23 protein-coding genes and 5 tRNA genes are annotated in these 21,156 nt (G+C 48.5%); 15 read left to right on the top strand and 13 right to left on the bottom strand.

The window, feature by feature from the left end; all coding sequences use genetic code 11:
- Nucleotides 1-379: 379 nt before the first annotated feature.
- Complete coding sequence (locus tag MKY85_RS06975) at nucleotides 380-2,599, top strand: Tex family protein (RefSeq protein ID WP_339240369.1); 2,220 nt, start codon at nucleotides 380-382, stop codon at nucleotides 2,597-2,599.
- 180 nt (nucleotides 2,600-2,779) lie between these two features.
- Here the strand turns inward: MKY85_RS06975 and cmpA are convergent, their stop codons facing one another.
- A complete protein-coding gene (gene cmpA / locus MKY85_RS06980) occupies nucleotides 2,780-2,923 on the bottom strand; it encodes a cortex morphogenetic protein CmpA (protein WP_342572192.1) in 144 nt (47 codons plus the stop codon).
- 180 nt (nucleotides 2,924-3,103) lie between these two features.
- On the bottom strand, nucleotides 3,104-3,460 hold the full coding sequence (locus MKY85_RS06985; protein ID WP_342572193.1) for a hydrolase/acyltransferase: 357 nt from the start codon (nucleotides 3,458-3,460) through the stop codon (nucleotides 3,104-3,106).
- A gap of 119 nt (nucleotides 3,461-3,579) precedes the next feature.
- Between MKY85_RS06985 and MKY85_RS06990 the strand changes: the two genes are divergently transcribed.
- From MKY85_RS06990 to MKY85_RS07000, 3 genes are all read left to right on the top strand, one after another.
- Nucleotides 3,580-4,041 (top strand): SprT family protein, encoded by a 462-nt coding sequence (locus MKY85_RS06990; RefSeq protein ID WP_036669054.1) that lies wholly within the window; start codon nucleotides 3,580-3,582, stop codon nucleotides 4,039-4,041.
- Nucleotides 4,042-4,134: 93 nt separating this feature from the next.
- Nucleotides 4,135-4,210: transfer RNA gene (locus MKY85_RS06995), tRNA-Asn, on the top strand.
- 6 nt (nucleotides 4,211-4,216) lie between these two features.
- Nucleotides 4,217-4,305: transfer RNA gene (locus MKY85_RS07000), tRNA-Ser, on the top strand.
- A gap of 225 nt (nucleotides 4,306-4,530) precedes the next feature.
- Here the strand turns inward: MKY85_RS07000 and MKY85_RS07005 are convergent.
- Nucleotides 4,531-5,229: a winged helix-turn-helix domain-containing protein gene (locus tag MKY85_RS07005; RefSeq protein ID WP_339240371.1), complete on the bottom strand. Its 699-nt coding sequence runs from the start codon at nucleotides 5,227-5,229 to the stop codon at nucleotides 4,531-4,533.
- Between the two features lie 127 nt (nucleotides 5,230-5,356).
- Here MKY85_RS07005 and MKY85_RS07010 point away from each other — a divergent pair, with 127 nt between their 5' ends.
- Nucleotides 5,357-6,004: a flavin reductase family protein gene (locus MKY85_RS07010; protein ID WP_339242956.1), complete on the top strand. Its 648-nt coding sequence runs from the start codon at nucleotides 5,357-5,359 to the stop codon at nucleotides 6,002-6,004.
- 281 nt (nucleotides 6,005-6,285) lie between these two features.
- Nucleotides 6,286-6,957: an MgtC/SapB family protein gene (locus MKY85_RS07015; RefSeq protein ID WP_342572194.1), complete on the top strand. Its 672-nt coding sequence runs from the start codon at nucleotides 6,286-6,288 to the stop codon at nucleotides 6,955-6,957.
- A gap of 66 nt (nucleotides 6,958-7,023) precedes the next feature.
- Here MKY85_RS07015 and MKY85_RS07020 read toward each other — a convergent pair whose 3' ends face one another.
- Together MKY85_RS07020 and MKY85_RS07025 are read right to left on the bottom strand one after the other, a co-directional pair.
- Nucleotides 7,024-7,920, bottom strand: coding sequence for a Cof-type HAD-IIB family hydrolase (locus tag MKY85_RS07020; RefSeq protein ID WP_342572195.1), 897 nt, complete (start codon nucleotides 7,918-7,920; stop codon nucleotides 7,024-7,026).
- Between the two features lie 4 nt (nucleotides 7,921-7,924).
- Nucleotides 7,925-8,701 (bottom strand): DeoR/GlpR family DNA-binding transcription regulator, encoded by a 777-nt coding sequence (locus MKY85_RS07025; RefSeq protein ID WP_339259497.1) that lies wholly within the window; start codon nucleotides 8,699-8,701, stop codon nucleotides 7,925-7,927.
- A gap of 306 nt (nucleotides 8,702-9,007) precedes the next feature.
- Between MKY85_RS07025 and MKY85_RS07030 the strand changes: the two genes are divergently transcribed.
- From MKY85_RS07030 to MKY85_RS07045, 4 genes are all read left to right on the top strand, one after another.
- Nucleotides 9,008-9,079: transfer RNA gene (locus MKY85_RS07030), tRNA-Glu, on the top strand.
- A gap of 106 nt (nucleotides 9,080-9,185) precedes the next feature.
- Nucleotides 9,186-9,261, top strand: a tRNA-Lys gene (locus MKY85_RS07035).
- 17 nt (nucleotides 9,262-9,278) lie between these two features.
- Nucleotides 9,279-9,361 (top strand) — tRNA-Leu (locus tag MKY85_RS07040).
- A 172-nt stretch (nucleotides 9,362-9,533) separates the two neighbouring features.
- A complete protein-coding gene (locus MKY85_RS07045) occupies nucleotides 9,534-9,959 on the top strand; it encodes a helix-turn-helix domain-containing protein (protein WP_339240376.1) in 426 nt (141 codons plus the stop codon).
- Nucleotides 9,960-10,070: 111 nt separating this feature from the next.
- Here MKY85_RS07045 and MKY85_RS07050 read toward each other — a convergent pair whose 3' ends face one another.
- The 6 genes from MKY85_RS07050 to MKY85_RS07075 are packed head-to-tail and all read right to left on the bottom strand — an operon-like array spanning nucleotide 10,071 to nucleotide 14,853.
- On the bottom strand, nucleotides 10,071-11,054 hold the full coding sequence (locus MKY85_RS07050) for an urease accessory protein UreD (protein WP_342572196.1): 984 nt from the start codon (nucleotides 11,052-11,054) through the stop codon (nucleotides 10,071-10,073).
- Complete coding sequence (ureG, locus tag MKY85_RS07055; protein WP_017690021.1) at nucleotides 10,948-11,667, bottom strand: urease accessory protein UreG; 720 nt, start codon at nucleotides 11,665-11,667, stop codon at nucleotides 10,948-10,950. The genes MKY85_RS07050 and ureG overlap by 107 nt, the downstream gene beginning before the upstream one ends.
- A 32-nt stretch (nucleotides 11,668-11,699) precedes the next feature.
- Nucleotides 11,700-12,395 carry an urease accessory UreF family protein gene (locus tag MKY85_RS07060; protein ID WP_339259500.1) on the bottom strand — a complete coding sequence of 232 codons (696 nt, stop codon included), beginning with the start codon at nucleotides 12,393-12,395 and terminating at the stop codon, nucleotides 11,700-11,702.
- Between the two features lie 33 nt (nucleotides 12,396-12,428).
- Complete coding sequence (ureC, locus tag MKY85_RS07065) at nucleotides 12,429-14,147, bottom strand: urease subunit alpha (protein WP_339240379.1); 1,719 nt, start codon at nucleotides 14,145-14,147, stop codon at nucleotides 12,429-12,431.
- Nucleotides 14,144-14,533, bottom strand: a complete 390-nt coding sequence (locus tag MKY85_RS07070; protein WP_339240380.1) for an urease subunit beta — start codon at nucleotides 14,531-14,533, stop codon at nucleotides 14,144-14,146. Before MKY85_RS07070 ends, ureC begins: the two co-directional genes overlap by 4 nt.
- Nucleotides 14,534-14,550: 17 nt before the next feature.
- Nucleotides 14,551-14,853 carry an urease subunit gamma gene (locus MKY85_RS07075; protein WP_253431836.1) on the bottom strand — a complete coding sequence of 101 codons (303 nt, stop codon included), beginning with the start codon at nucleotides 14,851-14,853 and terminating at the stop codon, nucleotides 14,551-14,553.
- Nucleotides 14,854-15,114: 261 nt separating this feature from the next.
- On the opposite strand from MKY85_RS07075, the gene urtA reads away from it, so the two are divergent.
- The 5 genes from urtA (at nucleotide 15,115) to urtE (ending at nucleotide 20,025) form a co-directional block, all read left to right on the top strand.
- On the top strand, nucleotides 15,115-16,365 hold the full coding sequence (gene urtA / locus MKY85_RS07080) for an urea ABC transporter substrate-binding protein (RefSeq protein ID WP_339259502.1): 1,251 nt from the start codon (nucleotides 15,115-15,117) through the stop codon (nucleotides 16,363-16,365).
- A 196-nt stretch (nucleotides 16,366-16,561) separates the two neighbouring features.
- Nucleotides 16,562-17,467 carry an urea ABC transporter permease subunit UrtB gene (urtB, locus tag MKY85_RS07085; protein ID WP_342572197.1) on the top strand — a complete coding sequence of 302 codons (906 nt, stop codon included), beginning with the start codon at nucleotides 16,562-16,564 and terminating at the stop codon, nucleotides 17,465-17,467.
- A 21-nt stretch (nucleotides 17,468-17,488) separates the two neighbouring features.
- Nucleotides 17,489-18,580: an urea ABC transporter permease subunit UrtC gene (urtC, locus tag MKY85_RS07090; protein WP_342572198.1), complete on the top strand. Its 1,092-nt coding sequence runs from the start codon at nucleotides 17,489-17,491 to the stop codon at nucleotides 18,578-18,580.
- Nucleotides 18,543-19,352, top strand: a complete 810-nt coding sequence (gene urtD, locus MKY85_RS07095; RefSeq protein WP_342572199.1) for an urea ABC transporter ATP-binding protein UrtD — start codon at nucleotides 18,543-18,545, stop codon at nucleotides 19,350-19,352. Before urtC ends, urtD begins: the two co-directional genes overlap by 38 nt.
- Entirely contained in the window at nucleotides 19,330-20,025 is a 696-nt protein-coding gene (gene urtE / locus MKY85_RS07100; protein ID WP_339240386.1) for an urea ABC transporter ATP-binding subunit UrtE, read from the top strand. The genes urtD and urtE overlap by 23 nt, the downstream gene beginning before the upstream one ends.
- A 29-nt stretch (nucleotides 20,026-20,054) precedes the next feature.
- Here urtE and MKY85_RS07105 read toward each other — a convergent pair whose 3' ends face one another.
- Both MKY85_RS07105 and MKY85_RS07110 read right to left on the bottom strand, forming a co-directional pair.
- Complete coding sequence (locus MKY85_RS07105) at nucleotides 20,055-20,690, bottom strand: hypothetical protein (protein ID WP_339240387.1); 636 nt, start codon at nucleotides 20,688-20,690, stop codon at nucleotides 20,055-20,057.
- A 27-nt stretch (nucleotides 20,691-20,717) separates the two neighbouring features.
- Entirely contained in the window at nucleotides 20,718-20,927 is a 210-nt protein-coding gene (locus MKY85_RS07110; RefSeq protein ID WP_253431853.1) for an XRE family transcriptional regulator, read from the bottom strand.
- Nucleotides 20,928-21,156: the final 229 nt, after the last annotated feature.

A 21,156-nucleotide genomic window follows, 5' to 3' on the forward strand; every position in this document is an offset into this window, starting at 1 on the left:
TCAAAGGGAAAATCCGGAGATAAAGGCGAACGCTTCGCTTTTTCAGGTTTTTTCTGTCCTCTCCGTCATAGTGTAAATGAGTAGTTTCACTTATTAGATTGCTATTGTATATAGAGTTTTTAAACAAGGGAGGATCGAGGAGCGTCGTGATGACGTTTTTCGGTCTTTTTTTGCCGTAATGGGGAAGGCTGGAGGATGACATCATTCTGTCAGAACTTGTATGCTTGCGGATTGATGGAAATCTGGATGTGAATTTGTGATAATATAGGATAGAGTGGAAAAAACAAATGGTTCAACTATACTGTAATTACAGCAGCAAAGCTGCCCTGAAATGATTGTAACGAACGATTCAGATTCAGGAAGGAAAGAGGGATTTATTTTGTCTGAACAGGAAACGGTTCTGGAACCCAATGAAGAAACAATAAAGGCAGAACGCCATGAACGAATCATCAAACAGGTAGCCAAGGAACTGTCACTGTCCTTGAAGCAGGTCCGTACGACATCGGAGCTTCTGGACGAAGGCAATACGATTCCATTTATCGCCCGCTACCGTAAAGAAATGACTGGAGAGCTGGATGAGAACCAGCTGCGATTGATTGAAGAACGCATTGTCTATCTGCGCAATCTTGAGGATCGCAAATTGGAAGTCATCCGTATTATAGAGGAACAGGGCAAGCTGACCGGAGAACTGAAGAATTCCATTACCCAGGCTGTGAAGCTGCAGGAAGTGGAAGATTTGTATCGTCCGTTCCGTCAGAAACGGAAAACGCGTGCAAGCGTGGCTAAGGAAAAAGGTCTTGAGCCCCTTGCTGTATGGATCTGGGGTCAACCGAAGCAAGGCAATGTACTCCAGGAAGCTGCGAAATATATCAATGCTGAACTGGGCGTAGAAGATGCGGAGTCGGCACTTCAGGGAGCCAAAGACATTCTTGCTGAGAACATCGCAGACGATGCTGCCATTCGTGCATGGATTCGTCGGTACACCTTGGATCACGGAATGCTGACTTCAGAAGCGAAGGATGCTCAAGAAGAGTCCGTGTACGAGAATTATTATGATTACCGCGAACTGGCCAAAAAGATGCCTCCACACCGAATTCTCGCGATTAATCGCGGGGAACGTGAGAATATTCTGAAAGTTGGCCTGGACGTACAGGCAGAACCGGCCCATCGTCATATGGAAGGACAGATCATTCGTGGTGCTTCTGCCGTGCAGGATATCCTGCGTGATGTGATTGAAGATGCATACAAGCGGCTTATTGCGCCTTCCATCGAGCGTGAAGTTCGTGGAGAACTGACGGAAAAAGGCGAAAATCAGGCCATCTCGGTATTCTCGGCCAATCTGCGTAATCTGTTGCTTCAACCACCGATTCATGGCAAACGTGTGCTGGGTGTCGATCCTGCCTATCGTACGGGCTGTAAACTGGCTGTCGTAGATGATACGGGCAAGCTGCTGGAAGTGGCTGTGACCTATCCAACGCCACCACACAACAAGAAACGTGAAGCTGCGGAAGTATTCCACCGCATGATCAAGCAATATGATATCGGACTGATCGTCATTGGTAATGGTACCGGCTCGCGTGAAACGGAGCAGTTTGTTGCCGAGATCATTCAGGAGAACGGTGATGAAAGTCTGGTGTATCTGATTGTTAACGAAGCAGGGGCGAGTGTGTATTCTGCATCCAAACTGGCCCAGGAAGAGTTCCCGGATCTGGATGTTGCGGAGCGCAGTGCAGCTTCCATTGCACGCCGGGTACAAGATCCGCTTGCGGAGTTGGTTAAGATTGATCCAAAAGCTATTGGTGTGGGGCAATATCAGCATGACGTTTCCCAGAAGGTTCTGGAAGAAAGCCTGAAGGCTGTCGTCGAATCTGCAGTTAACCATGTCGGTGTGGACGTGAATACGGCTTCACCTTCGTTGCTGTCATATGTGGCTGGAGTTAACGCTACGATTGCCAAGAACATTGTGAAGTACCGTGAAGAGAATGGCCGGTTTACGAACCGCCGTCAGCTTCAGAAGGTGCCGCGTCTGGGTGCCAAAACCTATGAGCAGTGCGTAGGCTTTATGCGTATTGGTGAGGGTGAGAATCCATTGGATCGTACGCCAATTCACCCTGAGTCCTACAAGGTTGTCGATCAGCTGTTCAAGGAGCTTCAGGTTGCACTGGACAAGCTCGGCAGCAAGGAACTGTCGGTGTTACTGTCCGAGCAACAGCCGGAGCAACTGGCTGTGAAACTGGACGTAGGTGTGCCTACATTGCGTGACATTCTGGACAGCTTGCAGCGTCCGGGTCGTGACCCGCGTGAGGAGATGCCGTTGCCAATCTTCCGTACAGATGTATTGAAAATTGAGGATCTGGTGGAAGGCATGGAGCTGCAAGGTACAGTTCGGAACGTTATTGATTTTGGTGCCTTTGTTGATATTGGGATTAAGAGTGATGGGCTTGTCCATATCTCACAGCTCAGCAACGGATATGTTAAACATCCGATGGATGTTGTATCTGTCGGGGATAATGTAACGGTGTGGGTCATGAATGTGGATACCAAAAAAGGCCGTGTCGGCCTTACGATGAAGAAGCCTGCTTCTGCGCAACAGTCTTAATAAGCAACAGAATTGGAGAACAGCCTTCCCTGAACAGGGAAGGCTGTTTGTTGTCGACAGTAATAGTCCCGTTGTCCGTTCTAATTCCTCTGATAAGTACGGTGGGAATATGTGCATTTTCTTAAAGTGCGTGTTCTAAAGGCCATCCTTCATAATCCAAAGCAGACTTTAGGAAACCTTTTAAAGTTCGTTCTCTGCACTGCGTGGTGTGCTATTTGCTGGTTTGTTGCGATAAAAGAACCAGCATTCGTTCAGCAACTTGATTTGGCGGCTATCCTTTTTGTGAAATGCACGCATCAGTTGATTGCAAAGCCATTGAGGCAAGGGTATCTCCTCCTCTTGCATAATTCATCTGTACGTTAGCATATGTGGCAATAGCCTGGACTGTGCGGCTTAAGTGAGGAGCTCCGCCAAATCATTATCTTAATCGCCAAAAAGCACAATTCCCAATGCTGGGAGTTGCGCTTCTTGAACTTGTCATTTTAAAATGATACCTCAGATGAATTAGAGAGCTTCCATCTCTTCTTCATACCATTGTTCCAATTGAGCCTGGAGCGCCCGGATTTCAGTAAGCAAGGAAATCAAGGGATAATGGCTCTCACGTAGTACTGCAAAAGATTCTTCAAGCCCATTGATATAATCAAGGCCGCCGATGATCGTAAGATTTTCGTTCAGAAGATCGAGGTTGTCACATTCGGCGATTGCCCAAGGCAGGACAGGGACATCTGCTGCCGTGAGTTTATCTATCTCCTTGTGAAGGCGCAGATTGAGCGCGCTAAGTTGATAGGCGTAATCCGCCGGCATTTCCACGAACTGCAATTGTTGTTCCTGCTGCAGGATGACATAGCGCATTGTAGGCATAACGAGTAATAATCTCCCCTCATACATTCTACTTGACAGTGTAGCCTACGAAACGGTTAAAATTCAAGTATTATGCCGGAAAAACAAATGCTCCGAGGGGGTGCAAGGAGAGGACACCGATGGAAAATGAGGAGTTGCAACAGTGGATTGAACAGGTATCACTGGATCATTTCGGAGTACCGTTCACCCATGAAGCGTTGTTTAACAGTCGTCTGACCACGACGGGAGGGCGTTATATGCTCAAAAGTCACCGGATTGAGATCAATCCGCATCAACTCGAAGCCTACGGGCGAGATGAGGTTGAAAAAATTATCAAGCATGAGCTGTGCCACTATCATCTGCATATTCGTGGACGCGGCTATCAGCATCGTGACCCGGAATTCAAGGCTTTATTGCAGAAGGTGGGCGGTTCGCGTTACTGTCAATCTCTGCCTGATGGCAAAGGCAGAAAGCCGCTACCTTATCGTTATAAGCTGGTGTGCAAGAGCTGTGGGACGGAATATTTGCGCAAACGGAAAATAGATCCGAAGCGTTACCGGTGTGGTCGTTGCGCGGGAAAGCTGGGCCTTCAGAATATCTGATGTGAGTATCATTCAATGTATTGGAGAAAGTGATGGAAGGCATGTTGACTTGGATTATTAATCATGATAAATTAATCTTATTCAAGTTAATTTTCCCTGATAGCTCAGTTGGTAGAGCACTCGACTGTTAATCGAGTTGTCACAGGTTCGAGCCCTGTTCGGGGAGCCATTTCTTGGAGAGATACCCAAGTGGCTATAAGGGGACCCTCTGCTAAGGGGTTAGACTGCGTAAGCGGTGCGAGGGTTCGAATCCCTCTCTCTCCGTTCTGAATTAAACTTCTCTGCAAAGGGATGAGAACCCTAAAGGTTCGTCGGAGCATAAGCTTCGTTAGCAATACTCCGCAGTCTCGAACGAAGTGAGAGTATCCCTCTCTCTCCGTTCTGATTCAACCCAAAATCCCCTTCACATTTGACCGGATAACGGTTCAGTGTGAAGGGGATTTTTTGCGTTCTCATCTTGGAGTATCCTTCGTATATTTTTCTGTATCGCTAAAGTGAAATATCCAGCACCTCGTATAAACCTTTCTTGCCTGCTTCCGTTACTTCGACAGAGCGACTTCCTGTTTTTTGGCGAATCCAGTCCAGTTCCGATAATCGATGTCTGAGTTGTTCCCCAAGCATGCCTGAGAGATGATGACGGCGTTCGCTCCAATCCAGACATTTGCGAGCGATGGCACGGCGTGATCCTGGCTTCATCTGAAGTTTAATTCCAAACGTAGTGAACCACTGTGTTCCTTTTTCTGTAACTTGATAATCCTTGCTGTGTGCCTCTTCGGGCTCTTCAAGATAACCCTTCTGTAGTAAGGCTTCACAGAGCGAGATTCCTAATTTCCCGGCCAGATGCCCATAACAGGTCCGTGCATAACTCAGTTGTTGAAGCTGATTGGATTGTTTGAGAGAGCGGATCTGTACAGGCGGAGCAATACTGGCCATGGTTTCAATCAGATTAGCAATTTCCTTGTTTGCAAGACGGTAGTATCGGTGACGGCCTTGCTGTTCAACTTCCAGTAATCCTCCCTCTACGAGTTTGGCGAGATGACTGCTTGCCGTCTGGGGCGTGACACCTGCCATATGAGCAAGCTCTCCTGCGGGCAACGCCCGGCCATCCAGTAAGGATGACAGAAAAATGGAGCGACTTGGATCAGCGATTAACGACGCAATAACAGTGATATTCGGGTATACATTCATACTTCGATCATATCTGAACTATTACTGTATTACAATTCGGTTGTATCGTCCCATACGGATCAGACGAAGCTTATAAACGAATGGATTGGAACAGGAGAGGTACAAAATGAACAAGGTGAACAAGATAATGAAACCGGAGGCTGCTACTGGGCAGCTGAACAAAAATTCCACAGTGGTACGACATGAAACGATTAATCCCAGTATTTTATATTATGGTACCCCTGTATTGCTGCTAAGTACATTAAACGAGGATGGGTCAACCAACGTGTCTCCACTGTCCTCATCCTGGGCGCTGGGGGACTGTCTGGTGCTAGGTATAGGTACACAGGGGAAAGCCTATGAAAATCTGATTCGACATCCGGAGTGTGTGATTAATTTACCAGATGCGACCATGTGGAGACAGGTTGAGGCATTAGGCCGTTATACGGGAGTTAACCCGGTTCCTGAGGAGAAAAGGCAGATGGGCTATGAATATTGTCATGATAAATTCACTGTAGCTGGACTGACATCCGAATGCTCCGTTCAGGTGGCTCCAGATAAAATAGTCGAATGTCCGCTCCAGATTGAAGCGGCTGTACAACACATACGCATTCCCGAACATACACCGTTCATGGCGATTGTGGAAGTGAAAGCGTTGAAGGTGCATGCACACACACGACTGATATCTGGACCAAACAAGATTAATCCAGAAGAATGGCATCCGCTGATCTATAATTTCAGACATTATTTCGGATTGGGAGAGAGACAAGGGAGCAATTTTCGGTCAGAGAATTGACCAGAGTAAAGGCTTTTTATTGTATAAGATGAATTAATCATTTACACGATAACGAAGAGGACAGAAAAAAACTGAAGAAGCGAAGCGTTCGCCTTTATCACCGGATTTTCCCTTTAGAAAAGGGAATCGAAAAAATCTGGGGATAACAGCGATTGGAAGGTTGTTCTGTCATCGTAGTGCCAGTGTAATAATCTTTAATTCAACTTATGTAGTCAGTGAAAGATTGGGTAATAGTAAAGATAGCAAATGTAAGCATATACATAGTAAAAGAGGTGATGTGCATGGAATTGGAATATTTGATGCGTGTACTCATAGCTGGAATATGTGGTGTGTTAATCGGATATGAGCGCAAGAATCGAATGAAAGAGGCGGGAATTCGTACTCATTTTGTAGTCGCTGTCGGCGCGGCCCTGATGATGATTGTATCGAAGTATGGATTCCAGGATCAGGCGGGCTGGGCCAATCTGTCGCTTGATCCATCAAGGATTGCGGCACAGGTCGTTAGCGGTGTGGGGTTCATTGGAGCAGGCATGATCTTCACACAGCGCCACACGGTCAGGGGATTGACCACAGCGGCTGGCATATGGGCTACGGCAGGCATGGGACTTGCTGTCGGTTCAGGTCTGTATTGGACAGGTGCAGGCGTGACACTGCTTATTGTCGTAGCACAGATGTTACTGCATAGGCCCACACGCTGGTTGGTATCCGCTCGAACAGAGACGTTAACCATCCATCTGCAGAATGAGGGAGAGGCCCTGAAACGTGTTTTGGCACTGCTGGGGCAAGAGAAGATCTCGGTCATCGGATTTAAGACAGAACAGCATTCAAGCACAGACTCCATAGAAGAGACTGTGCTTGAGTTCACGTTGCAACTGCCGGGTTCATATCGGGGCGAGCAACTGATTATTTTGTTACAGGACGTGCCTCACGTTCGATCTGCTGAGTTGAAATGAAACGAAGAGAAGCTGCATGGATCTACAGGCGACCATGCAGCTTCAGTATTTAATTCCGTTGCGGGATTACTGTCCTTCTCCAACAATCGTTTCCGGACGGGCTACCGGTCTACCTTCAAGCAGGCACTCAATGGCATGTGCAACGCCGTTCTCCACATTGGTCAGCGTTATGGCTTTGGCTAATGCCTGGATTTCGGGTTCGCCATTACCCATGGCGATGCCGAGTCCTGCCATTTTTAACATGGAGACATCGTTGAAGTTATCCCCGATCGCTGCTGTATCTTCCATGGAGATGTTCAGGTGAGCCGCCAGTTTGGTGAGGGCATTCCCTTTGGATACGTCCGGGTGCTGCATTTCGAAGTTGTGCTCAAAGGATACAACCATAGCGACATCCGTTCGGGAAGCGAAGTGTTCTCGTCCTGTTTTTACTTTGTCCGGATTCATGGAGAAGGCCATAATATTATAGATATAGGCTTCTGCCGGAATTTCGAGGTGGCTGTTTACCCGGTGGTAGTCTTTTTTTTGATAATGTTTCTTAATGCCCCGAATCATGCGTGCAATGTCCTCACCAGGGTTCGAACCAAGAACACGTTCCATCTCTGCGAGCAAGGTTTCATGACTGCTAAGTGGGGCATAGATGCCTTGTTGCGTTGAAGCTTCATAATAGACATCATGATCTTCCAGCCACTGCATAACGGAAGCAGCTGTGTCGCGCTCAAGCGGAAGATGGAATAGACGTTCACCGTCTGCATCATGAATCGTAGCTCCGTTAGAGCCGATAATTGGGGTTTTGATCCCGCCTTCACGGCTGATGGTCACCACATCGGAATAGACGCGTCCTGTAGCAATGGTAACTTTCATACCGGATTGCTGGGCCTTTTGGATGGCTGCGGCATTCTCCGGGCTAATCTGGCTATCTCTGTTCAACAAAGTTCCATCTAAATCTGTGGCAAATAATTTCATATATTTACAACTCCTTATCATCTGTAGGTTCAGGAATGAGAATCTCAACCTGTTGTTCGGCTAGAAAAACAAGCCATTCTTGGGTTGGCCATTGATCCGTAATCAATACATCCACCAATGACCAGTCAGCAAAACGATAACCATATCGTTTATCAAACTTGGATTGATCTGCAAGAACAATGACTTTCTTGGCAGCTTTCATCATTTGGTGTTTAATTTTACCTTCCTCTTCGGAAGCACTGAAGCCGTCCATAGTGATACCGCCAATTCCGATAAAGGCTTTATCTACATAATAGTGGGAAAGTGTCTCGATCACAGAGGTACCATAGACATAACGTTGTTCCTTATCCACTTTGCCACCGAGCAAACGAATCTGGACAGCCGTGTGATTGGAGAGAAGATCAGCGGAATGAATCGAATTGGTAATGACGGTACAGGATTTGCCGTTCAAATTCTCGGCACAAGCCTGCACGGTCGTGGAAGAATCGAGAATAATGATCTCGCCTTGTCTTACTATAGCGGCAGCGAGTTTGCCAATGGCTCTTTTTTCCTCAGATACATCGAGTAAACGGTCTTTGTAGGATCTGAACTTTTGCGGAGGAGGGGGGAGAATTGCACCGCCACGTGTTCGAATGATGGCATCCTGTTCCTCAAGCTTGATCAGATCCCTGCGAGCAGTATCCCGTGATACATCAAACAAAGTGACAATATCATCAGCTGAGATGCGATTGTGTTTGTGAAGATGTTCAACAATGAGCTGCATTCGTTCTTCTTGAAACAAACATGTCACCTCCAAGGGTATGGATGACCGTACTTATCATGATACTTTAATTATAAGTATTCCTAATGCGATTTGCAATGTTATAAGTCAACGTAAGGTTTTGTAAGTTTTTTGATGAGGAATTTACTTTTTCCCCGTACAGGTGTGACATTGGCGTGCATGTGGAGGTCGACTAAAATGCTCTATGAAGAACAGTTTGAAATGGACAAAAAAGCCTGAAAAATAAATTTTAAAAAAAGTATTGCAAGTTTAAATTGTCCTGTGGTATACTCATTCTTGTCGCCAAGAAAGACAACTTGTTATTAAGGCCCGTTGGTCAAGGGGTTAAGACACCTCCCTTTCACGGAGGTAACAGGGGTTCGAATCCCCTACGGGTCATATCTTCACCACCTCATGAGATTTATATTTTCGTTGAGAAATCCTCAAAGTCATTGCTCTTATAAACAAGAATGAAGCATGGCACATCCGGTGAAGTTTACAGCAAGAGCCATTAGCTCAGTTGGTAGAGCACCTGACTTTTAATCAGGGTGTCGAAGGTTCGAGCCCTTCATGGCTCACCATTTTTACAATTGAATATGCGGTCGTGGTGGAATGGCAGACACGCTATCTTGAGGGGGTAGTGGGTGTATACCCGTGGAGGTTCGAGTCCTCTCGACCGCATCACAGCAACAACGTTATAAGATAGACTTTCATGATCATTCATGGAAGTCTATCTTTGTGTTATACGCTATACCTTATCCTGTTCCAGGTATATAAAGGCTGAGCATTCAGGAATAATGTGGTATAATTCAAGCAGATGAGTTGATTATTACGGTTGGAAGGCGGTTCTTGTATGCAGTCGATCTATGAGCGAATTGAACACCTGATTGCCGAACGAGGAATGACCAAGAAGGCTTTCTGCCAACAGCTGAAGATTAGCACAGGCAATCTGGGTGACTGGAAACGTGGCAAGTCTATTCCGAGTACGAATAAATTAATTGAGATTGCTTCGTTTTTTGATGTGAGCCTTGACTGGCTCATGATTGGTCGTCCATCGAAGGAAGCGATGGTTCGGGAAAAACGGGAGGATTATTTTTTTGACGTTTTGCGGCAATTGAATTGCCAGGAAAGTGAATTATCGACTGTGGAACAGTCTTTTATCAGCGAATATATTGAATTCACCCGTTACCGCAAATCCAAGGAAAGCAAAGACGCAGGAGACTATCGTTATAAGTCTGAGAACAGATCAGAGATTAATTCTGAAGAGAACGAAGCGTAACTGATATGAGCAGCATCCATAGACTGAATGAACAAAAACCTCTGGACTAATCCGAACATACTCGGAGATAGTTCAGAGGTTTTTTGTATTAACCATGCATGTTTCATGCTCTTATTTACGAAAGACAAGAGTTTCTTTGCCTAGCAGTTGGGAACGGAGTGTGTTCCAGATCTGAAGACACTGCTCCTGAAGCTCCCAAGCGGCCATGCCAAGGATTCGAACGCCGATGCCTCCCGTTGCCAGTAAACTTGCACCTGCGAGCATCCGTCCATCGGGTGGCAGCGCGGATCTGACTTGTTCCAACTCCGCAGTGCCAAGCCCCGGAGCGATTATCCACAATGCAGCGGTATGTGTGTAGTGAAGGAGAGATGCTGAGTGTTTGGGGTCATCGGTTGCCGGTTCGAGTCCGAAACGATCCCAGACAGCCAGTTGCTTACCTTGCCATATCTCCGTCAAGCTGCGGTAGCGCTCGAACTGGAATGCTTCTCCCCGGTGAATCCGTCCGGCAGACCAGATATCTGCATAGGCAAGAATGGCCTGTTCATCCAGCTCAAAGGTTACTGCGAGTGAAGAAGAACTCCCTTTGAAGGGAATGACGCATTCCGGGAAGTATTCCAGCGTAGCTCCTTTTCCCAACCGAAAGTGATGATTAACGGATGAGGGAATGGAAGGTGTGGGATGAAGTCTGGTCGCTGATGTGCTGCTCAGCATGACATGTGTGCCTTCACCTAATTCCCACTCGGAATGATAATGATCCCCGTTAAGGACTCCGGGAGAGACGTCTGATGTGTACACGCATAACTCGGTCCCGCCTCCGGGAGGCCGAAAGGATCGGCTAAACCGGAGAGGGGCGCTGTAATAACGATCGGTCATAACCGTCCGCTCGCCTTGAAAGGCAAAGGTGGCCCGAAGCTCGCTGCGGCGCGTGACAGGCTCACCTGTACTTTCGTTCCGATTCATCTCTGTCCCGGTGGGCACAGAAGGTGAATTAATGTGAGTGAGTGCCATGTTCATGGCTGTGTGAATGCAGATGTGCAGCGGAAGCATCGTCATCCATGTATTGATGTTCGAGCCAGTGGACGATCTCGGATACACCTTCACCGCTCATTAGATTAGACATGACATAAGGGCGGCCTTCGCGTACCCGCTCGGTATCATTTTTCATCACTTCCAGGCTTGCTCCAACGTAAGGGGCGAGGTCGGTTTTGTTGATCAACAGCAGGTCTGAACGCGTGATGCCAGGTCCGCCTTTGCGCGGGAGTTTCTCTCCTTGGGCAACGTCGATAATGTAGATGAATACATCAGCGAGTTCTGGACTGAATGCAGCGGAGAGATTGTCACCACCGCTCTCGATAAAGATCAGTTGCAGATCCGGGAAACGTTCAATCAACTCGTCAACTGCTTCGAAATTCATGGAAGCATCCTCACGAATAGCCGTGTGCGGGCATCCGCCTGTCTCTACACCGATAATACGCTCTGGTGCCAGTGCATTCTGACGCAGCAAGATCTCGGCATCTTCCTTCGTATAAATGTCATTGGTGATGACAGCAAGGCTATAACGTGTACGCAGTGCCTTGGACAGCTTCTCGACAAGGGCTGTTTTGCCTGAACCTACGGGTCCGCCAATGCCAATTCGCATCGGACGACTCCGATCAAATGCCTTACGTTCCCACTCCGGATGATGCGTATGATTAGCTCCTCCACACATAACAATTCCTCCTAAGTTAGATAAAGTTGTAGTTAAGACATAAACAGCCGTGCGGGTAAGGTCTCGTGCCGCATAGCATAGATTTCCTGGGCGATTCCGAAGCTGTGCATATCTTCCGGGTCATTTTCCCGAATGAGTGCCCATTCTGCTTCGATATCATCGAGTAGCTTCTGAATCAACATCTGCGCCTCGGTTTGACCGATGGGCAGAAGGCGAAGTGCACTGTTCACATAAGCGTTAACTGAGGTATACAGATGCCCGGTAACGGCTTCATCCAATGCAATCTCCAATTGATAGTTGATATAACCGTGAATGGTCGTGATACCGCAATACGCGCCGTGTTCCCGTATGGCCTCATCAATCAGGGTGAAGTCCATCCATGGATAGAGTGAACGGGCCAGCTTGAGTAGTCGCTTTCCCATTTTGTGGCCGCTTTCCCTGAGTTCCCGAGGGGAGCGCTGGGCGTGGACACGTTTGTCATACAGGGCAAGTAGAGCGGCATCCTGCTGATGTATTGCCTGATAGACGCCTTTGATGGCAAGACCATCTAGTCTTACAAGACTGGAATGAAGCTGACTGCGAATAAACTGTTCGAGCTGCGCAGTATTTTGTACCGTGCCATCATGTGTATAAGCCTCTAGACCGAAGGAATGGGAGAACCCACCGATAGGCAGGGCTGAATCCAACAGCTGAACGTAACGGAGCAGCTTCGTGCCACTATTCATCATGAGTGCCCCCTTATCAGCTAATCCGTATTCAGATCAAAACATAAAGTAGCGCTGTGCCATAGGCAACTCGTCTGCGGGTTCACAGGTGAGCAGTTCGCCGTCGGCGCGTACCTCATAGGTTTCGGGATCGACCTCAATGACAGGGGTGACGTCATTGTGGATCATGTCTTTTTTGCTTACCGAGCGGCAGCCTTTAACAGGCTCAACCCGCTTTTTCAGCCCTAATGTCTCTTTGATTCCCGCATCTGCTGCGGCTTGGGAGACAAAGGTGATCGATCCGCTGGCAATGGCGCTTCCATAGGCTCCGAACATCGGTCTGCCAAATACTGGCTGAGGGGTCGGGATGGATGCATTGGGATCACCCATCTGGGCGAATGTAATCATGCCACCCTTGATGACAATCTCGGGTTTTACACCAAAGTAGGCCGGTTTCCATATGGTTAGATCTGCCAGCTTGCCGACTTCCACCGAACCGACGAGATGTCCGATTCCATGGGCGATCGCCGGATTGATGGTGTATTTGGCGACATATCGCTTGATCCGATCGTTATCGGAAGGTGAGTCTGGGTTGAGTTCAAGTTTGCCGCGCTGTTTCTTCATCTTGTCGGCTGTCTGCCAAGTGCGTATAATGACTTCGCCCACTCGGCCCATGGCCTGTGAATCGGAACTGATGATGCTGAACACGCCAAGATCATGCAAAATGTCTTCGGCCGCAATGGTTTCGGGACGAATCCGCGAATCGGCAAAAGCGACATCTTCCGGGATGGAAGGGTCCAGGTGATGGCACACCATCAACATATCCAGGTGCTCTTCTACAGTGTTGCGTGTGTACGGTCGTGTTGGGTTGGTGGATGAGGGGATAACGTAGGACTCCCCAGCGGCCCGAATAATGTCCGGTGCATGTCCGCCACCAGCGCCTTCCGTATGGTACGTGTGGATTGTCCGGCCATTGATCGCGGCCAGTGTGTTTTCGAGAAATCCGGTTTCGTTCAGTGTATCGGTATGAATAGCGACTTGAACATCATGTTCACCGGCGGCAGTCAGGCAGGCATCGATAGCGCTCGGAGTAGTACCCCAATCCTCGTGCAGCTTCAGACCGATTACACCCGCTTCAATCTGTTCGATTAAAGGTGCAGTACTGGAGCTGTTGCCTTTGCCGAGGTAACCGATGTTCATGGGAAAAGCTTCTGCGGACTCCAGCATCCGGTGAATGTGCCAGGCCCCTGGTGTGCAGGTGGTGGCTTTGGTTCCTGTTGCTGGTCCTGTTCCGCCGCCAATCATGGTCGTTACCCCGGAGGATAATGCAGTCTGAATCTGCTGTGGACAGATGAAATGAATATGGGTATCAATGCCGCCAGCGGTTACGATCATGCCTTCACCAGCAATGATTTCGGTGGAAGCGCCGATGACCAGCGCGGGGTGAACCCCATCCATTGTATCCGGGTTACCGGATTTGCCAATGGCGCAGATGTGACCATCCCGAATGCCGATGTCTGCTTTTACAATGCCCCAATGATCAATGATGATGGCGTTGGTAATAACGGTATCAGGAGTACCGTCACTGCGCAGGGCAGAGGTGGACTGGCCCATCCCGTCGCGGATGACTTTGCCACCCCCGAACTTGCTCTCATCTCCGTACACAGCATAGTCATGTTCGATCTCTGCCCATAGTTCGGTATCTGCGAGCCTTACGGCATCACCGGTTGTGGGTCCGAACATCGAAGCATATTGCTCGCGACTCATTCGTTTCATGAAGGCTCACCTCTATCCTGTATGGGAGGGGAGAACGTCTTCAGGAATGCCTCCAGTTTCTGTGGATCGGGTTGTTGATCTGCTGAGCCTTCCGTTAATCCATTGAATCCGTGAATCTGGCGTTTGCCGCCAAAGGTCGTGAGTTCGACGGGTTTCTCTTCACCGGGTTCGAAACGGACGGCGGTGCCTGCCGGAATATGCAGACGATGTCCAAAAGCTGACGTGCGATCAAAGTCCAGTGCGGCATTAACTTCATAGAAGTGAACGTGAGAGCCGACCTGGACGGGACGGTCGCCGCGGTTCAGGACAATCAGGCGTAGAGTTGGGCGATCCGGATGACAGATGATATCGTCATCTGGCTTCAAGCGATATTCACCAGGAATCATGGTTTCTCCTGCCTTTCTCAGCGTATAGGTTCATGTACAGTAACCAATTTGGTACCGTCAGGAAATGTGGCTTCTACCTGTACTTCAGGGATCATATCAGGAACACCATCCATACAGTCTTCGCGTGTCAGGATGGTACCTCCGTGTCTCATTAAATCGGCAACACTCATTCCATCCCGTGCCCGTTCCATGAGTTCGGAGGTCAATAAAGCGATGGCTTCGGGAACATTTAACTTGAGTCCGCGTGCTCTTCGTTCGCGGGCGAGGTTAGCGGCCACGGTAATCAGGAGTTTTTCCTTTTCCTGTTCAGTCCAGTGCAAGGCAATCCGACCTTTCGCTTATAATGTCTGATATATTCGTGGAACATATTGTATGTTAAATATACTCACACAGGGTGGATCCTTTGTCAATAAGCTTCAAAGCTTATTAGCAACATGCATGAAATGAGTAGGCATGAAATAAAATTATGTAAGCTATATTGACATGAAGAGTGTAACACTCCATAATTTGGATCAACGAACATTTCAGGTGTAAATGACCTTAATGTTCGGCAATAGACTAAAAAAAGGGAGTGTAGGCTATTGAAGAAGAGGTCGGTCAAGTTATGGAGTGTTTTGCTCGGTGCGGTCATTGTCATGACGGGATGTGTGGAGGGTGCTGCGCCGCCTGAAGCCTCAGGTTCGGGTGGTACAGGAGAGCCGGCTGCATCCAATGATACGATTAAAGTTGGCATTCTTCACTCCCTCAGCGGAACGATGGCAATCAGTGAGGTATCTGTTAAAGATGCCGAGATGCTTGCTATTGAAGAGATTAACGCCGCGGGCGGAGTTTTGGGTAAGCAGATCGAGCCAGTAATTGAGGATGGCGCTTCGGATTGGCCTACTTTTGCGGAGAAGGCTGGAAAGTTGCTGCAACAGGATAAGGTCGCTGCAGTATTTGGTGGATGGACCTCTGCAAGTCGGAAGGCTATGCTCCCGGTGTTCGAACAGAACAAAGGTCTGTTGTTTTACCCGGTACAATATGAAGGATTGGAATCGTCGCCAAATATTTTTTATACAGGAGCAACAACCAATCAGCAGATCGTTCCATCCGTAACCTGGTTACTGGAGAACAGGGGCAAGACGTTTTATCTGCTCGGTTCGGATTATGTTTTCCCGAAAACGGCCAATCAGGTCATTAAGGCACAACTCGCAGCTGAGGGTGGCGAAGTGGTGGGTGAGGAATACACACCGCTGGGACATACGGATTACAGTACCATCATTAGTAAAATCAAGGCTGCGAAGCCGGATATTGTATACAATACACTGAACGGGGATAGCAATGTGGCCTTCTTCAAACAATTGAAGGACGCAGGAATCTCATCGGATCAGATGACAACCCTGTCGGTAAGTGTAGCGGAGGAAGAAATCCGTGGTATTGGCGCAGACGTATTGAAGGGGCATCTCGCTTCGTGGAATTATTATCAGACAACGGATACACCTGAAAATGCCACATTTGTTGCCAAGTACAAAGAAAAATACGGTGCTGATCGGGTGACAGCAGATCCGATTGAAGCGGGATATGTGGCAGTTTATCTCTGGAAGGCAGCGGTGGAAAAAGCAGGATCAACCGACGTGGAGAAGGTTAAGGCAGCTGCGAAGGGTCTGGAGTTTGATGCACCGGAAGGTAAGGTGACTGTGGATGGAGAGAATCAGCATATCTACAAAACCGTACGGATCGGTGAGGTACAGGAAGATGGACAGTTCAAGGAATTGTGGAATTCTGGTGCGCCTGTCAAGCCGGACCCTTATCTGAAAACGTATGAATGGGGAGCTTCCCTTAGCGCCAAATAACATAGAAACCCCGTAATAAACATAGATAACTCGCTTCAAAGCAGCCGAAACAGAAACGAGGGTGTGACAACACATCCTCTAACCGTATCGCGGTAAAGCGTTGATGTGATGAGTGTATGTATTGGATGTGTAGTGACTGAGACGGATTGAAATCATGCGCATTAGCGAGAGTCACGGTATGGAGGAGGGGATCACGATGGATATGTTTATCCTGCAGGTGTTCAATGGTCTGAGTATCAGTTCAATTCTATTGTTGATTGCACTCGGTCTGGCGGTAACGTTTGGGTTGATGAATGTCATCAATATGGCTCACGGTGAACTGATCATGATCGGTGCATATGCAACGTATGTAACACAAAATCTGTTCATGTCCTATGCTCCAGCGGCGTGGTTTGGTGCCTACTTTGTTGTGGCTTTGCCGATTGCGTTCATTGTAGCTGCTCTGATTGGCTGGTTGCTAGAAGTCGTACTGATCAGGCATCTATATGGTAGGCCGCTGGACAGTCTGCTTGCGACATGGGGCGTAGGGATGATGCTGCAACAGCTGGCCCGCACGATATTCGGAGCGCCGAATGTGGGGGTATCCAGTCCGGCTTGGCTCAATGGGGGATTGGCGATCTCGGATGGCATTGTATTTCCGTACAAGCGAATTTTCATTATCGCATTGGTTGCGGTTGTGCTGTTGTGTATGTATCTCTATATCTATCGAACATCATCCGGAAGACGAATGAGAGCTGTGATGCAGAATCGGAGTATGGCAGGATGCCTTGGAATTTCGACTCGGCGGGTGGATGGCATGACCTTTGCCATTGGTTCGGGCATCGCGGGTATTGCTGGCTGTGCATTAACGCTCATTGGTCCGATTGGCCCTTCCCTTGGCACGTATTATATTGTGGATGCATTCATGGTCGTTGTTCTGGGTGGCGTAGGGAAATTGGTCGGAACCGTGTGTGGTGCACTGGGAATTGGTATGTTCAACACGCTGTTCGAAACGTATACCTCTGCCTCCATTGGCAAGGTGCTGGTATTTGTGTGTATCGTTGCTTTTCTGCAATGGAAACCACGTGGCCTGGTTGCAATGCGTACACGGAGTCTCGATTAACGTGAAGAAGGGGGTTAGTTCATGTCGGCATTACTCAAGACTGGCAGTCTGAAAATGAGGATCATCTGGGCGGTTGTGCTCATCATGATGTGTCTTGCTCCACTGATCTCCACGGAGTTTCGTCTGAGTCTGTTAGCCAAGTTTTTGGCGCTGGCGATCCTGGCCATTGGTCTCGATCTGATCTGGGGATATGGGGGTGTGCTGAGTTTAGGGCACGGTGTGTTCTTTGGACTGGGTGGTTACGCGATGGCAATGTATCTGAAGATCCAGGCCAGTGGAGCAACGCTTCCTGACTTCATGGGATGGAGCGGTCTCAGTGGTCTGCCATGGTTCTGGGAACCATTTCGCTCTTTCCCCGTGGCCCTCCTATTGGGGATAGCCCTTCCAGCATTGCTCGCCTTTGCTCTGGGGTGGTTTACGTTCCGTAACCGGATCACTGGTGTTTATTTTACCATCCTGACTCAGGCTTTGGTTCTGATCACAGTGACATTATTTATTGGTAAACAGGAATGGACGGGTGGGACGAATGGCATTACCGGATATAATTCAATCTTTGGTTTTACACTTCATTCCGCTGGAACAACAATTGCTCTCTACTATATAACCCTTGCTGTTCTGGTGATTGCTTATGTGCTCTGTCGTCGAATGGTGAACAGTCGGTTCGGCCAAGTGCTCGAAGCTGCGCGTGATGGAGAAAATCGGGTGCGATTCCTCGGATATGATCCGGCAGGATATAAAACGCTGGCTTTTGCTTTTTCTGGTGCGCTTGCAGGCATCGCGGGCATGTTGTTTGTTCTTCAAGTCGGTATTATCTCGCCATCCATGATGGGGATTGTGCCCTCCATTGAGATGGTTCTGTGGGTTGCGTTGGGTGGTCGCGGTACGCTTATCGGTGCGGTCATCGGAGCGGTGGTACTGAATGCAGCCAAAACAGGTATAAGCGAGGCTTACCCTGAAGGATGGTTGTTTGTCATTGGTGGGCTCTTTGTAACGGTAGTTTTGTTCATGCCGAACGGTATTGTGGGTGTGTATCGTCATGTTGTTCGCTTGCTGAAGCGGAGAGGAGAGAGTGCGCATGTCCAAGTCACTCGGGAAAAACCTGAAGTCTACTAAGGATTCGGCAGTCCTTGTAGCTGAGGATATTACAGTGGCCTTTGGCGGGTTCGTTGCTGTCAAAGGCATGAATCTGAAGCTGCATGAGCATGATCTGCATTTTCTGATTGGACCGAATGGTGCAGGGAAAACGACGATGCTGGATGTGATCTGTGGTAAAACCAAACCGTTGTCCGGCTCGGTGAAGATGGGGGATGGCACGGACTTGACGAAACTGAGAGAACACCAGATTGTTCGCAAAGGTGTAGGGCGCAAATTTCAGGCGCCATCAATCTTCGCGGGTCTGACGGTGCAGGAAAATCTGACGCTGGCGGCGGAGACTCGACGTTCCCCTTTGCAAGCCATTGGTATTCGTCGATATGGGGAAATGAGTGCTGCCATGGAGCGTGTTACCCTCCAGATTGGTCTGCAAGATCGCGTTGAGACTCGTGCAGGAGCGTTATCGCATGGGGAGAAGCAGTGGCTGGAGATCGGCATGTTGCTTCTGCAGGAGCCACGTGTGTTGTTGCTGGACGAACCAGCCGCAGGCATGACGGATGAAGAAACGCACAAGACAGGGCGACTCCTGCAAGAGATTGCGCGTGAACGCTCAGTTGTGGTGGTGGAGCATGATATGGAGTTTGTGCGAGAGTTCGCATCCAAGGTAACGGTAATGCATGAAGGGAAACTGCTGAAGGAAGGTACGATGGCGGAGGTGCAGGCAGACCCGAAAGTGGCAGAAGTGTACCTAGGCAAAAGGAGGGATGACCATGCTGTCGCTGCAACGAATTGAATCCGGCTACGGGGAGAGCAATGTGCTCCGCGGTGTGAACCTTGACGTACAGCCTGGACAGGTGGTGTGTCTGATGGGGCGTAACGGTGTGGGTAAAACCACGTTGATGAAAACATTAATGGGGCTGCTCAAAACACGCAAGGGCAGTATTCAGTGGCAAAATCAGGAGTTATGCACCTTGGACACAGCCAAGCGGGCAAGGGCAGGGATCGGTTATGTACCGCAGGGGCGGGAGATTTTCCCGCAGCTTACGGTGAAAGAAAACCTGTTGCTTGGTCTGGAGACAAGTGCTCCGGGATTAAAAACGTTCCCGGAGGATGTGCTGGCGATGTTCCCGGTGCTTGCTACGATGTATGGACGGCAGGGCGGGGATCTGAGTGGTGGACAGCAGCAACAATTGGCATTCGCCCGGGCATTGGCTTCACGTCCGGGGTTGTTACTGCTTGATGAGCCGACAGAAGGCATCCAGCCTTCTATCGTGGAGGACATTCGGCAGGTTATTCTGCAGCTCAAGGCGAAGGGAGACCTCTCTGTTCTGCTGGTGGAGCAAAGTATTGATTTTGTAAGGAGTGCCGCCGATTATATCTATATCATGGACAAAGGCACCATCACCCTGCATGGGACACCGCAGGAACTGGATATGTCGCAGTTTGAACATCATCTGTCCGTGTAGTGTTAATTAGCGTGTTGAGTAGTTAGGTTTCAGGAACGCTTGTCCAGGATATTCGAGTATTTCGGATATAACCGCCGGATGCATTCAGGACAGATATCATGGGTGAATTCGGCGTGGGTATGCTTCTCCAGATAATTCTCAACGGAGGTCCACTGTTCCTCTTCGTCCTTGATTTGTTTGCAGACAGCGCAAATAGGCAGCAGTCCACGCAATGTGCGCACTTCAGACAATGCCTTCTTCAATTGGTGTTCTGTCTTCCTCTGTTCGGTAATATCCATGTGTGCAATCAAAGCTAGATCGGTATCCAGAATTGTATTCGTGTGAGACAGAGGGGTGAGTTCCACGCGAAACCACCTCTCTTCGTTGTATACAGTATACACGCAGATATCATATGTATGATTTCGATTAAAGGGTATTCCGCGTTCTTTCAAATTCTGTGCGACAAGTGCCGTGTTTGCGTTCTTGCTTCGTATTGCCCAGGCTTCCGTCAGATGCAGGTAATGTGCATGATTAATATTCGCATCCGGGTATGGTGGTGATTGGCCGAGCCCCTGTTGCCAGGCGCGGTTACAACTGTGAATGATCCAATTATGATCAACGATGATGAGTTGGTGACGTATGGACTGGAACGACAGTCTCTCCAGATCGGATGTAACATGTCTCATGGATGGGACCCTCCTTTGACAGAAATCTTATCTCAGTTCATCTGGAATATCCAAAATATCAGCGACCATGTGCCTGAATCGGGTTGCTTTGCGTGTGCCGTGGATGAGATTGGATAAACGGTAGGGTGGGATGCCGTGCTGTTCACAAAAGGTCTTCTGGTCCACTTGTAGTTCGGTTAGCCGTCGTTTGATGGCCCATCCGAACGGAGTGACTGGTTTTTTCTTGTTCTTGTTCAAAAGGGTTCACCCCTGGTTAGAATGTAGTATTCAGTCGCCCTTTCTTCATGTAGAATATATAGAAATGCGAGCTGTATATTTCATTATATACGTAAATCCGTCATCTAACAATTAAAAAAGACGGAAAAAAGTGTATTTTGTGATGTTAAATGGCGTAAATACGTTAAATAAACAAATAAGATGACAAAAAACACGTCGGCAAGGAGGTTGCCGGCGTGTTTTTTAGTTT

The organism is Paenibacillus sp. FSL R5-0749 (assembly GCF_038595085.1).
GTDB lineage: Bacteria > Bacillota > Bacilli > Paenibacillales > Paenibacillaceae > Paenibacillus.

Bases quoted from the DNA above. Each gene is read 5' to 3' on its own strand.
- MKY85_RS06985 (WP_342572193.1), bottom strand. From the start codon at position 3,460: ATGCCTACAATGCGCTATGTCATCCTGCAGCAGGAACAACAATTGCAG.
- MKY85_RS06990 (WP_036669054.1), top strand. From the start codon at position 3,580: ATGGAAAATGAGGAGTTGCAACAGTGGATTGAACAGGTATCACTGGAT.
- MKY85_RS07005 (WP_339240371.1), bottom strand. From the start codon at position 5,229: ATGAATGTATACCCGAATATCACTGTTATTGCGTCGTTAATCGCTGAT.
- MKY85_RS07010 (WP_339242956.1), top strand. From the start codon at position 5,357: ATGAAACCGGAGGCTGCTACTGGGCAGCTGAACAAAAATTCCACAGTG.
- MKY85_RS07015 (WP_342572194.1), top strand. From the start codon at position 6,286: ATGGAATTGGAATATTTGATGCGTGTACTCATAGCTGGAATATGTGGT.
- MKY85_RS07020 (WP_342572195.1), bottom strand. From the start codon at position 7,920: ATGAAATTATTTGCCACAGATTTAGATGGAACTTTGTTGAACAGAGAT.
- MKY85_RS07045 (WP_339240376.1), top strand. From the start codon at position 9,534: ATGCAGTCGATCTATGAGCGAATTGAACACCTGATTGCCGAACGAGGA.
- ureG (WP_017690021.1), bottom strand. From the start codon at position 11,667: ATGTGTGGAGGAGCTAATCATACGCATCATCCGGAGTGGGAACGTAAG.
- MKY85_RS07060 (WP_339259500.1), bottom strand. From the start codon at position 12,395: ATGATGAATAGTGGCACGAAGCTGCTCCGTTACGTTCAGCTGTTGGAT.
- ureC (WP_339240379.1), bottom strand. From the start codon at position 14,147: ATGAAACGAATGAGTCGCGAGCAATATGCTTCGATGTTCGGACCCACA.
- MKY85_RS07070 (WP_339240380.1), bottom strand. From the start codon at position 14,533: ATGATTCCTGGTGAATATCGCTTGAAGCCAGATGACGATATCATCTGT.
- urtB (WP_342572197.1), top strand. From the start codon at position 16,562: ATGGATATGTTTATCCTGCAGGTGTTCAATGGTCTGAGTATCAGTTCA.
- urtC (WP_342572198.1), top strand. From the start codon at position 17,489: ATGTCGGCATTACTCAAGACTGGCAGTCTGAAAATGAGGATCATCTGG.
- urtD (WP_342572199.1), top strand. From the start codon at position 18,543: ATGTCCAAGTCACTCGGGAAAAACCTGAAGTCTACTAAGGATTCGGCA.
- urtE (WP_339240386.1), top strand. From the start codon at position 19,330: ATGCTGTCGCTGCAACGAATTGAATCCGGCTACGGGGAGAGCAATGTG.
- MKY85_RS07105 (WP_339240387.1), bottom strand. From the start codon at position 20,690: ATGAGACATGTTACATCCGATCTGGAGAGACTGTCGTTCCAGTCCATA.